Source organism: Cryobacterium sp. PH31-AA6, from assembly GCF_030063195.1.
In the GTDB taxonomy this organism is placed as follows: domain Bacteria; phylum Actinomycetota; class Actinomycetes; order Actinomycetales; family Microbacteriaceae; genus Cryobacterium.
On the sequence record NZ_JASISS010000008.1, the window covers coordinates 57,081 to 69,994 of the forward strand.

Sequence of the window (12,914 nt, forward strand, 5' to 3'; positions counted from 1 at the left end):
GGTCGTCGACCTAGCGTGTAAGAAAATTCCGCGCGAAGACGAAGGACCAATGATGGTTGACACTGCCCAGCGCTCCACCGCCCCCAAAAAGACCTTAGGTTCGACCAAGCCGGCGGTCGACACCGGCCCGGTCATGGTGGCCGGCCACCCGGGTTCCCCGACCGTGAACGTCGCCGCCCTCAACCGCCAGCTGCTCGGCACCTGGGCCGATGTGCGTGTGCGCGCCCGTGAGCTCACCGCGCGCCCCGAGTTGCATCGGATCGAGGGCCAGTCAATGGAGGAGCATCGCGTCCGCGTGCTCGCCCAGCTGAAGATCCTCGCCGACAACGGCCATGTGCACCGCGCCTTCCCGGTCGACCTGGGCGGCTCAGACGACAACGGCGGCAACATCGCCGGCTTTGAGGAGCTCGTCACCGCCGACCCCAGCCTGCAGATCAAGGCGGGCGTGCAGTGGGGTCTGTTCGGCGGTGCCGTGCTGCACCTCGGAACGAAGAGGCACCACGACGCCTACCTCCCCGGAATCATGTCGCTCGAGGTGCCCGGCGTCTTCGCGATGACCGAGACCGGCCACGGGTCGGATGTCGCCAGCATCGGCACCACGGCGACCTACGACCCGGACGCACAGGAATTCGTGATCAACACGCCGTTCCGCGCTGCCTGGAAGGACTACCTCGGCAACGCGGCCAAGGACGGCGTCGCCGCTGTGCTCTTCGCCCAGCTGATCAGCCAGGGCGTGAACCACGGCGTGCACGCGTTCTGGGTGCAGCTCCGCGACGAGAACGGGGACTTCCTGCCCGGAATCGGCGGCGAGGACGACGGCCTCAAGGGTGGCCTCAACGGCATTGACAACGGCCGGCTGCACTTCGACCAGCTGCGCATTCCCCGGACCAACCTGCTCAACCGTTACGGCGACGTCGCCGAGGACGGCAGCTACAGCAGCGCGATCTCGAGCCCAGGACGGCGCTTCTTCACCATGCTCGGCACCCTCGTGCAGGGCCGAGTCTCGCTCGACGGCGCCGCGGCCCAGGCCTCGGCGATGGCCCTGACCATCGCGATCACCTACGGCAGCGAGCGCCGCCAGTTCACCGCGGGCAACGACACCGACGAGGAGGTCATCCTCGACTACCAGCGCCACCAGCGCCGCCTGCTTCCGCGGCTGGCCACGACCTACGCGCAGACCTTCGCGCACGACCAGTTCCTGGTCAAGTTCGACCAGGTCTTCAGCGGCAAGGCCGACACCGACGACGACCGCCAGGACCTGGAGACCCTGGCCGCCGCGCTCAAACCCCTGTCGACCTGGCACGCGCTGGACACCCTGCAGGAGGCCCGCGAGGCCTGCGGCGGCGCGGGCTTCCTGGCCGAGAACCGACTCGTCGGACTGCGCGCAGACCTGGACGTCTACGCCACCTTCGAGGGCGACAACAATGTGCTGCTGCAGCTCGTCGCGAAGCGCCTGCTCACCGACTACAGCCGCAAGTTCGCGCACGCCGGCACCGGCGCACTCGCCCGCTACGTCGTGGCCCAGGCCGCCGACCGGGCCTACCACGGCAGCGGCCTCCGCACGCTCGCCCAGACCGTCGCCGACTTCGGGTCGACCGCCCGCTCCGTCGGAGCGCTCCGAGAGACGAACGTGCAGCGAGAGCTGCTCACCGACCGGGTCGAAACCATGATCGGCGAGATCGCGGCCGAACTCCGCCCGGCCGGGAAACTTCCGGCAAAGGCGGCTGCTGCCCTCTTCAACGCCCACCAGGACGCCCTGATCGAGGCCGCCCGTTCGCACGGCGAACTTTTGCAGTGGGAGGCCTTCACCCAGGCAGTCGAGAGCACCCAGGACGAGGGCACCAAACAGGTACTGACCTGGCTGCGTGACCTCTTCGGCCTTGGCCTGGTCGAGAAGAACCTGGCCTGGTACCTGATCAACGGCCGGTTGTCCGCCCAGCGTGCCCAGTCGGTCACGGCCTACATCGACCGCATCATCGCCCGGCTGCGACCGCACGCGCTCGACCTGGTCGACGCGTTCGGCTACCGCCAGGAACACCTCAGGTCCAACATCGCCAGCGGTGCCGAGAAGGAGCGGCAGGACGAGGCCCGCGCGTACTACCGCGAGCAGCGAGCATCCGGCCAGGCGCCGGCCGCGGAGAAGGCGCCGAAAAAGAAGTAGCCGGCAGAGGAGCGGACCGTCGTACCCAGGTACGAGGGCAGGCCGACCGGGAGGGTCCGCTCGGCCGATGCGGGGCGCATCCGTCTTCCGTAGCGTCGTTGTGGGGCCGTTGTCGCTGAGGCGGCACCGGCCCCACAACGCAACGAGGAGACGGATGATCCAGGCACAGGCCCTGACCAAACGCTACGGAAGCAAGACGGCGGTCGACGCGGTCGAATTCGAGGTGCAGCCCGGCAAGGTGACCGGCCTGCTCGGCCCGAACGGAGCAGGCAAGAGCACCACCATGCGCATGATCGTGGGACTGGACCGGCCGAGCGCCGGTTCGGTCACCGTGAACGGCAAGCACTACCGCGAACACCCGGCACCGCTGCGCGAAGTCGGTGTGCTCCTCGACGCCAAAGCGGTGCACACCGGCCGTTCGGCCCGCAACCACCTCCTGGCGATGGCCGCCACCCACGGCATCCCGGCCGGCCGGGTGGACGAGGTGATCGAGCTCACCGGGCTCGCCTCCGTCGCCCGCAAACGCGTCGGCGGCTTCTCCCTCGGGATGGGGCAGCGCCTCGGCATCGCGGCGGCGCTGCTCGGCGACCCGGCCGTACTGATCCTCGACGAACCGGTGAACGGGCTCGACCCTGAGGGCGTGCAGTGGGTGCGTCGGCTGATGCGCCATCTGGCCGCCGAGGGTCGAACGGTGTTGCTGTCCTCGCACCTGATGAGTGAAATGGCGCTCACCGCCGACCACCTGATCATGCTCGGCCGCGGTCGCGTGATCGCGGATGCCCCGGTCGCCGACGTCATCGGCGGCGCCGGGGGAGACTCGGTGCGGGTGCGCAGCCCACAGGCCACCCGCCTGGCCACCCTGCTCGCCGGGCCGGACGTCACCGTCACGGCCGGCGAGCAGGACACGCTCGAGGTGACCGGGATCTCCGCCGTGGAGATCGGCGAGCGGGCCGCCGGCGCCGGGATCGTGCTGCACGAGCTCACCAGCATCGGCGCGTCACTCGAGGACGCCTACATGGCGCTCACCCAGAACGAGGTGGAGTACCGCACGGGCGGCTCCGCGGAACTGCAGGAGGCAGCACGATGACCACGACGACCACACTGCCCACCGCGCCGGAGGCCACCCCCGTCGCGTCGCCGTCCGGTGCCGACGCCGCACCGGCGGCCAGCCGGCTGAGCGCGACCGGCCTCATCCGCTCGGAGTGGATCAAGCTGCGAAGCGTGCGTTCAACCGTCTGGTCATACGCCCTGCTCGTGGCCTTCTCGCTCGGACTCGCCGCCGTCATGTCCGCCTCGCTCGACCTGCAGGGCGCGGACGTCTCGCAGGTCCCGGCCGCCAACCAGGCCATCTTCGTGGCCCAGGCCTCGACGTTCGGGGTGTTCTTCGGCCAGCTGATCGTGGCCGTCCTCGGGGTGCTGAGCATCAGCGGGGAGTACTCCACCGGCATGATCCGGTCCACCCTGGCCGCGGTGCCGAAACGACTTCCCGCCCTGTGGGCGAAGGTCGTCGTGCTGTTCGGCACCACGTTCCTGGTCGGCCTGGTCAGCACCGTCGGCTCCCACCTGGTTTCCTCCGCCGTGCTCTCCGGCAAGGGGCTGCAGGCCGGCCTGTTCGAGCCCACCGTGCTCTTCCCCGTGCTCGGCGGCGCACTCTACCTGGGCCTGATCGCGGTCTTCGCCCTCGGCGTGGGAACGATAGTGCGCAACGGTGCCGGCGGCATCGCGGTGGTCCTGGGCCTCCTGCTGCTCGTGCCGATGGTGCTCCAGCTGATCCCCGCCGCGTGGGCCACCTCGCTGCTGCCCTACCTGATCTCCAACGCCGGCATCAACATGTTCGGGCTGATGTCCTTCAGCGAGGTTCCGATCGCGTGGTGGGTCGACCTGCTCGTCGTGCTCGGCTGGATCGCGGCCAGCCTGATCGGCGCCGCTGCGCTGCTGAAGCGCCGGGACGCGTAGAGTCCAGACAATGACCACCACACAGTTCGCCCCCGGGCGGCCCTCCCGGCCTCCCGGGGGCGAACTGCGTCTGCCGACGCCGCCCGGCGTGGCCAGGCGGTTCTGGGCGCGGCATCCGTGGCTGACCGATTCCCTCGTCGCCGCCGGGTATTTCGTGCCGATGGCGATCGGTGTCCTGATCGACCTGACGACGCCCGGCGGGCTCGTGCGACCCTCCAGTGTCGCGGTCGCCGTGTCGGTCACCGCCGCACTGCTCTTCCGCCGGCACGCCCCGCTGCTCGTGCTCGGGGTCACCTGCGCCGGGCTGCTCTTGTCCTTCCCGAGCCAGGGGCAGGGCGACACCGTGCCGGTGCTGCTTGCGCTGTACGCGGTGGCGGTCTATCGCAGTGTCCGGAGCGCCTGGTTCGGGCTCGTCGTCGCCGTCGGCGTCGCGGCGCTCGGCGCATTCCTGGCCGACGGCACGATCTATGCCGCCTGGCCGGGCGTGGCCGCCCAGTACGCCATCGTCATGCTCGCGGCCACCCTGCTCGGCGTCACCATCGGCGACCGCCGACGCTACGTCACCGCGCTCGTCGACCTGGCCGCCCAGCTCGCGAGGGAGCGCGATCAGCAGGCGCAACTGGCCAGGATCACCGAACGGGGTCGGATCGCCAGGGAAATGCACGACATCGTCGCGCACAGCCTCTCGGTGATGGTCGCACTCGCCGACGGTGCCGACGCGCTGCTGGACAAGGACCCGGAACGGTCCAGGACGGCAATGCGCGAGGTCGCGGCCACCGGGCGGAGCTCGATGACGGAGATGCGCCGCCTGCTCGGGGTGCTGGCCGACGACCAGTCGGACCAGGACTCGGACCCGGACCAGGGCGGGGCGGATGCGGCGGCCGCGGACGCGCCCCTCAGGCCCCAGCCCGGCGCCGACGAACTGGTCGGCCTGGTCGACTCCTTCCGCGCCGCCGGCCTGCCCGCGCGCCTGGAACTCACCGGTCGGATTCCGGCCAACCCCGGCGTGCAGCTGACCATCTACCGGATCGTGCAGGAATCGTTGACCAATGCCCTGCGCTACTGCGCCGAGCCGACGCTGGTCTCGGTTCGCCTGGCATCCGGGCCCGGCCGGGTCGAGGTCGTCGTCGCCGACGATGGCCGACCACGGGCCGAGGGGCCGGCGCTGCGCCAGGGCCGCGGCATCATCGGGCTGCGCGAGCGCGCCGCCCTCTACGACGGCACGCTCGAGGCCGGGGCACTTCCCGGCGGCGGGTGGCAGGTGCGGGCCGTGATGAATGTGGACGAACCGGAGGCACCACGATGACCCGGACCCGGATCATGCTGGTCGACGACCAGGCCCTGCTCCGCACCGGCTTCCGAATGGTGCTCGAAGCCGAGGACGACTTCACGGTCGTCGCCGAGGCGGGTGACGGCGCGGAGGCGATCGCGCTCGCCGCGAGCGTGCTGCCCGACGTGATCCTGATGGACGTGCGGATGCCCGGGATCGACGGGATCGAGGCCACCCGGCAGATCAGCGCGGCCCACCCCGACAGCAGGATCATCATCCTCACCACCTTCGACCTCGACGAGTACGCCTTCGGCGGGCTGCGCGCCGGAGCCCGGGGGTTCCTCCTCAAGGACGCCCAGCCGAGCGAGCTGACGGCGGCGATCCGCGCGGTCGCCTCCGGCGACGCGTCGGTCTCCTCCCGGGTGACCCGGCGCATGCTCGAGCTGTTCGGGTCGAAGCTGCCGGCCGCGGACGACGACGACGCCTCCCGGCTCGGCGCGCTCACCGAACGGGAACGCGAGGTGTTCCTCGCGATCGCGGAGGGGCTCTCCAACCCCGAGCTGGCCCAACGGTTCTTCCTCTCCGAATCCACCGTGAAGACGCACGTCGGACGCATCCTGGCGAAGCTCGGACTGCGCGATCGGGTGCACGTCGTCATCCTCGCCCACCGGCTCGGCCTCGGCGGCCGCTGACACCGCGCCCGGTTGCGCACGCCGCTCCCGCGCCGGCGGGCGCGGGCTGCCGATCCGGGCGCGGCGACGGACGGATGCTGCGACGGCGTAGCCGGCGGCGCGGTTTCGCTCCGGCCCGGTGCGGCCAATAGGCTCAGGGGATGCGTAGCTTCTACCCCGAGATCGAACCGTACGAAACAGGGATGCTTGACGTCGGTGACGGACAGGCCGTCTACTGGGAGGCATCCGGCAACCCGGATGGCAAGCCCGCGGTTTACCTGCACGGGGGGCCGGGGGGCGGGTCGAGCCCGAAGCAGCGCCGCGTGTTCGACCCCGAGAAGTACCGCATCGTGCTCTTCGACCAGCGCGGCTGCGGCCGGAGCACGCCCCACGCGAGCGAGGCGGATGCCGACCTCGCCACGAACACCACCTGGCACATCGTCGCCGACATGGAGAAACTGCGCGAACACCTGGGTATCGACCGGTGGCTGGTCTGCGGTGGCTCCTGGGGGAGTTCTTTGTCCCTCGCCTACGCCGAAACCCACCCTGAGCGTGTCACCGAGCTCGTGCTGCGCGGCATCTTCACCCTCCGACCCGTCGAGCTGGACTGGTTCTACGAAGGCGGCGCCGCCGCGATCTACCCCGACCTCTGGGAAGACTTCATCGCGCCGGTGCCGACCCCGGAGCGGGGACGCCTGATCGAGGCCTACGGCCGGCTGCTCTACGACCCGGACCAGGCCGTCAGGGAGCGCGCGGGAATCGCCTGGTCAACCTGGGAATCGTCGACCATCACCCTGCTCCAGCAGCCGGACACGATTGCCCGGTTCACCGAGCCGGCCTTCGCCGTCGCCTTCGCCCGGATCGAGAACCACTACTTCACCAACCGGGGCTGGTTCGAGCCGAACCAGTTGATCCGCGACGCGGATCGGCTGAAGAACATCCCCGGCGTCATCGTGCAGGGCCGCTACGACATGTGCACGCCGGCCTTCACCGCGTGGGAGCTGCACCAGGCCTGGCCGGAAGCCGACTTCCGGCTGATCCCCGACGCGGGACACTCGTTCGACGAGCCAGGAAACCTGGACGCGATAATCGAGGCGACGGACCGCTTCGCCGGGTAGCTTTTCTCTATGACGTTCAATGACAACGCGAACATCGGCGGTGGCCGGGTCAGCAAACGGGGCCGAAACACGGGGATCGCCGTGGGGGGCGGCGGGCTGGGCGTGATCGCCCTGTTCCTGCTGTCCCAGTTCCTGGGTGTCGACCTGTCCGGGCTTGCCGGGGGAGGCCAGCCGGCCGCCGAATCCGGCAGCGTCTCGAACCTGGCCGAGTGCACCACCGGCGCCCAGGCGAACGCCGACGTGGAATGCCGGATGAAGGGCGCCGCGGCCTCCCTCGACACCTACTGGTCCGAGGAGTTGCCCCGGCTCGGCGTCGCCTACCAGCAGCCGCAGCCGGTCGCGGTGTTCGCCGACAGCACCGGCACCGGCTGTGGCGCAGCATCCGCCGCCACCGGCCCGTTCTACTGCCCGCCGGATGCGACCATCTACCTCGACACCGCATTCTTCGACGACCTGCGCAGCCGGTTCGGCTCATCCGGCGGCCCGCTCGCCGAGATGTACGTGATCGCCCACGAGTGGGGGCACCACGTGCAGAACCTGACCGGCGTGCTGGAGACGTCACGGGATGGACAGACCGGGGCCGCCTCGAATGCGGTGCGGGTCGAGCTGCAGGCGGACTGTTTCGCCGGAGCCTGGACCGGCGCCGCCGCCACGCTCAAGGATGACAACGGGGTGACCTTCCTCAGGTCGATCAGCCAGGCGCAGATCGACGATGCGCTGAGCGCGGCATCCGCCGTCGGCGACGACCGAATCCAGGCGGCGACCCAGGGGCAGGTGAACCCGGAGGGCTGGACCCACGGCTCGAGCGAGCAACGCCAGCGCTGGTTCGGAACCGGCTTCGAGCAGGGCGCCGGGGCCTGCGATACCTTCGCGCCCGGCGCCGCCGAACTCTAGGTCCAGACGGGCGGTTCGGCCCCGCCGTCGGTGCCATCCGCCACGCCCACAGCCCCCGTTTCGCCCCCGAACGGGGGTATGCGAACAGCCTCGACGTGTGGCATTCTCTTCGGTGTGAGCGGATCTCAACTCTCCGTCGGCCTTACCCTCCGCCGGATTCCGTGAACGCACGCTGGAACGGCAACCACTTCGCCTAGCTACCCCGACGGAGACCAGCAACGGCGGTCGTTACCCGAACGGCCACAGCCTCCCGGGATGCCTTGGAGTACGTGTGTCGACCTTGAAAAGTGGATTTTTCCGCAACACGCTGGCCCCCCGAACGCCGGTCACACGACTGAGCGCCTTGACCGCGAGCGCGATACTGATGGCCACGGTCCTCGTTGCGACCCTGTTCGCCCCGTCGACACCGGCGATGGCCGCAGCCGGGTGCGGCGCCGCCGTCAACCCGATCGTCTGCGAGAACGCGCTCCCTGGCACCAACCCCACGGTGTGGGACATCAGCGGTTCCGGCGATTCCACCATCCAGGGTTTCTCAACCGACATCAGCGTCAACGTCGGTACGACGGTCAAGTTCAAGGTATTGACCGCCGCCCGGGCATACACGATCGATATTTATCGGACCGGTTGGTACCAGGGACTGGGCGCGCGGAAAGTCGCCTCGGTCAGCCCTTCGGTGACGCTGCCACAGGCGCAGCCCGCTTGTTTGAGCGATGCGTCGACGGGATTGTACGACTGCGGCAACTGGGGTGTGTCCGCATCGTGGCCGGTCCCGGCCGACGCGGTTTCCGGCGTCTATTTCGCGCTCCTGACCCGCACCGACAGCGGCGGTCAAAGCCACATCACGTTTGTCGTGCGCAATGAGGCCAGCCGTTCCGCCGTTCTCTTTCAGACCGCGGACACGACCTGGCAGGCCTACAACACCTACGGCGGCTCGAGCCTTTACCAAGGCGGGCCCGTCGGGCGTGCCTACAAGGTCAGCTACAACCGCCCCTTCAGCACCCGCGGCGTCGTGAGTGGCCGAGACTTCTATTTCGCCAACGAATACCCGCTGGTGCGGTTCATGGAGAAGAACGGCTACGACGTCTCCTACTTCAGTGACGTGGACACCGACCGTGTCGGTTCGGTGCTGCTGAACCATAAGGTCTTCCTGTCCGTCGGACACGACGAGTATTGGTCCGGTGCGCAGCGCACCAACGTCGAGGCAGCGCGTGATGCCGGGGTGAACCTGCAGTTCCTCACCGGCAACGAGGCCTACTGGCGCATCCGTTACGAACCGTCGGTAGCGGGGGCCACCCCGTACCGAACGATGGTCAGCTATAAGGAGACCAGGGCCAACGCCAAGGTCGACCCGTCGCCAGAGTGGACCGGAACCTGGCGGGATCCCCGCTTTGCCCCACAGGCAAACGGCGGTGGCCTGCCCGAAAACGCCCTGACCGGCACTCTCTACCAGTCGAATTTCTCCGACCTGCCGGTCACGGTGTCTGCGGCCGAGGGTAAGAATCGCCTCTGGCGAAACACCAGTCTGGCCACACTCGCCGCCGGCTCGACCGCTGCGCTCGCGCCTCACACCATCGGCTATGAGTCCAATGAAGACCTCGACAACGGGTTCCGGCCCGCCGGGCAGATCCGGCTGTCGACGACCACCGGTGCCGTGCCCGAATACCTGCAGGACTTCGGCAACACCGTCGCAGCAGGAACGACAACGCACCATCTGACGATGTACCGCGCGCCCAGCGGTGCACTGGTTTTCTCCGCAGGAAGCATCCAGTGGACCTGGGGGCTCGACCAGACCCACGACGGCGCGGGTGCGGCCGCTGACCTGCGGATGCAACAGGCGCAAGTCAACCTCTTCGCTGATATGGGCGCCCAGCCCGCGACACTCTCGAGCGGACTCATCGCGGCCACCACGAGCGCGGACACGACGGCGCCGACGGTCACAGTGACCTCTCCGACGGCCGGAACGTCGGTGCCCAATGGAGCCAGTGTGACCCTGACCGGCACGGCCGCAGACGTCGGTGGTGTCGTCGCCGGGGTCGAGGTCTCGACCGACGCCGGTGCGAGCTGGCACCCGGCGATCGGCCGGACAACTTGGTCGTACACCTACATTCAGCACGGCGTCGGCCCCCAGAGCATTCGGGTGCGGGCGATTGACGACAGCCTGAACCGACCGGCCACTCCGACCCTTTTCGCGATCACGAGCACCGGGCCGTACTCCGTCTTCGGAGCCCAGGTGCCCTCGGTGCCGGATTCCGGCGATACGTCGGCCGTTGAGGTCGGACTCCGCTTCACGCCCACCCAGAACGGCTATGTCACCGGGGTTCGGTTCTACAAGAGCCTGGCGAATTCGGGTTCCCACACGGGGTCTCTGTGGAGTTCGACCGGCGTGCGTCTGGCAACGGTGACCTTCGGCAACGAGAGTGCCTCCGGGTGGCAAACGGCTACCTTCACGTCCGCAGTGCAAGTGGCGATGGGGGCAACCTACACGGTGTCCTATTCGGCGCCGAGGGGACACTATGCGGCAGCGACGTACTACTGGTCCTATCGCGGGGTCACCAGTGCGCCACTTAGTGTCGCGGGCGGATTCGGGACAGCGCCAGCCGGCGTGTACAGCACGAACGGGTCATTCCCCGTTGACAGCTACCTGCAGAGCAATTACTTCGTCGATGCCGTCTTCGATGCCACCGACAGCTCACCGCTGGTGGCCATCGGACAGGCGCCGCTTCCCGGCTCCTCAAGCGTGCCGACCGACACTACCATCAGTGCAGTGCTCTCCAAGGAGTCTGACCCGACCTCCATCAGATTCACTGTCGTGGACCAACTCGGTGCAACAGTGGCCGGCACCACGAGCTACGCCGCGACCACCCGCACGGCGATGTTCACACCGTCGAGCGCACTCAACGGGTTCGTCACCTACTCCGTGACCCTTACGGCGAAGGACACCGCGGGAGTCGCACTCTCGTCAGGTGGGACATGGGCATTCACCACGGTCCGACCGTCCGCCGCCGATGGGATCTGCCCGTGCAGCCTCTTCACTGACGCGACGGTGCCGAGCATCCTTCAGATCTCCGACGCGGCCATGCTGACGCTGGGCGTGCGATTCTCGAGCACGGTCGCCGGAACAGTCTCCGGAATCCGGTTCTACAAGAGCGCAGGCAACACCGGTGTCCACACCGGCGCCCTCTGGACGGCGGGCGGCGCCCAGCTGGCGACGGCAACATTTGCGACCGAGAGCATCTCCGGCTGGCAGACCGTGACGTTCGGTACCCCGGTGACCATCGCCGCCGGTACCGAGTACATTGCCTCCTATCGGTCCCCGAACGGAACGTATTCGGCATCGCCGGGTGTCTTCAGCGGGTCAGGCATCACGAAGACGCCGCTCAGCGCAAGCGCCAATGCCGGATCGTACATCTACGCGGATGGCTTCCCGTCGTCCAGGTCCTCGACAAGTTATCTCGTCGATGTCATCTTCAACCGCACCGCGGACTCCATCACGGTCGTCGGCCTCACGCCGGCCGCCGGAGCGCTCTATGTTGATCCGGGAACTGTCATCGCGGCCCAGCTTTCGACGCCGGTCAAACCAGGATATTCCCTGACCGCCCAGAACGCTGGAGCTCCTATTGCCGGCACGACGACCCTGTCCGGTGACGGCACAACGATCACGTTCACTCCGACCCAGGCGCTTCCGAACGGGGCAACGATCAACGTCAGCCTGAGCAATGTGACCTCGACCCAAGGGGTGGCCCTGGCCACCCAGACCTGGGCCTTCACCGTGGCCGCGGTCGATGGGCAAGGCACATACAGCCTGTTCGGCAGTGAAACCCCGGCGAATCTCTCCGCAACGGGGGATACCTCTGCGGTGGAACTCGGGACCGCCTTTACCCCTTCGCGGGATGGCACCGTCACCGCGATCCGCTTCTTCAAGGGGACAGGCAACACCGGCACCCACACGGGCTCCATCTGGTCCCCAGGTGGCGTGCGCCTGGCCACCGTGACCTTCACCGGCGAAACGGCCAACGGTTGGCAGACCGCCCAACTGGACACACCGCTTGCCCTGACGGCCGGTCAAAACTATGTCGTGTCGTACTTCGCACCCTTGGGTCGCTACTCCTTCACTCCCAACTACTTCGCGCAGGCGAAGACCGTTGGCCCCCTGATGGCACCGGCGAGCGGCAACGGGCGATACCTCTACGTCGCAACCGGTGGATTCCCCACGTACTCCTGGAACGCCACGAACTACTTCGTCGACGTTGTCTTCACCGTCACGCCGACTCCGACTCCGACTCCGACTCCGACTCCGACTCCGACTCCGACTCCGACTCCGACGCCGACGCCGACTCCGGAAGCGTCCATCTTCTCGCCGACGAGCACGCCGACGAACCTCTCCTGGGCTGATTCCTCCCCGGTGCAGATCGGCGTGCGGTTCACGGCCTCGGTGCCCGGCAACGTCACCGGGGTCCGGTACTTCCGCGGTCCGGTCGACACCGTGGCGCACCCAGGGTCGCTCTGGTCCGCGACCGGCGCCCTGCTCGCAACGGGGACCTTCGCCGCCTCGTCGACGAGCGGATGGCAGGATCTCACCTTTGATACGCCGGTCGCCGTGCAAGCCGGGGTTGAATACCGCGCCAGCTACTACACCACCGCCGGTTCGTATGCCGTCGACCTGAATACGCTGGCGGTTCCGGTCACGAACGGTTCGCTCGTCACGGTCGCCAACGGTGGCGCGTACAGCTACTCGACCGGTTTCCCGAACAATGTCGCGGGCCATAACTTCTGGGCTGACGTCCGATTCGTCCCCACTCCCTAGCCATGTTCGTTTGAACTCGACGTGCCGAAAGCACCGACAC

General features: G+C 68.3%; 8 protein-coding genes. All 8 read left to right on the plus strand.

Annotated elements, in window-relative coordinates; all coding sequences use genetic code 11:
- The first annotated feature begins 52 nt into the window (after positions 1–52).
- The 8 genes from QMG61_RS08055 to QMG61_RS08090 all read left to right on the plus strand — a co-directional run bounded on the left by QMG61_RS08055 (position 53) and on the right by QMG61_RS08090 (position 12,874).
- On the plus strand, positions 53–2,161 hold the full coding sequence (locus QMG61_RS08055; RefSeq protein WP_502847020.1) for an acyl-CoA dehydrogenase family protein: 2,109 nt from the start codon (positions 53–55) through the stop codon (positions 2,159–2,161).
- Between the two features lie 154 nt (positions 2,162–2,315).
- The gene (locus tag QMG61_RS08060; protein WP_283493823.1) at positions 2,316–3,248 is read left to right on the plus strand and encodes an ABC transporter ATP-binding protein; all 933 of its coding nucleotides are present in this window, start codon (positions 2,316–2,318) and stop codon (positions 3,246–3,248) included.
- Positions 3,245–4,117: an ABC transporter permease gene (locus tag QMG61_RS08065; protein WP_283493824.1), complete on the plus strand. Its 873-nt coding sequence runs from the start codon at positions 3,245–3,247 to the stop codon at positions 4,115–4,117. Before QMG61_RS08060 ends, QMG61_RS08065 begins: the two co-directional genes overlap by 4 nt.
- A 10-nt stretch (positions 4,118–4,127) precedes the next feature.
- Positions 4,128–5,423, plus strand: coding sequence for a sensor histidine kinase (locus tag QMG61_RS08070; protein WP_283493825.1), 1,296 nt, complete (start codon positions 4,128–4,130; stop codon positions 5,421–5,423).
- A complete protein-coding gene (locus tag QMG61_RS08075) occupies positions 5,420–6,079 on the plus strand; it encodes a response regulator (protein WP_283493826.1) in 660 nt (219 codons plus the stop codon). The genes QMG61_RS08070 and QMG61_RS08075 overlap by 4 nt, the downstream gene beginning before the upstream one ends.
- 140 nt (positions 6,080–6,219) lie before the next feature.
- Positions 6,220–7,176, plus strand: coding sequence for a prolyl aminopeptidase (gene pip, locus QMG61_RS08080; RefSeq protein ID WP_283493827.1), 957 nt, complete (start codon positions 6,220–6,222; stop codon positions 7,174–7,176).
- Between the two features lie 9 nt (positions 7,177–7,185).
- Positions 7,186–8,070, plus strand: coding sequence for a KPN_02809 family neutral zinc metallopeptidase (gene ypfJ, locus QMG61_RS08085; RefSeq protein WP_283493828.1), 885 nt, complete (start codon positions 7,186–7,188; stop codon positions 8,068–8,070).
- 364 nt (positions 8,071–8,434) lie between these two features.
- Complete coding sequence (locus tag QMG61_RS08090; protein WP_502847022.1) at positions 8,435–12,874, plus strand: DUF4082 domain-containing protein; 4,440 nt, start codon at positions 8,435–8,437, stop codon at positions 12,872–12,874.
- Positions 12,875–12,914 lie beyond the last annotated feature (40 nt).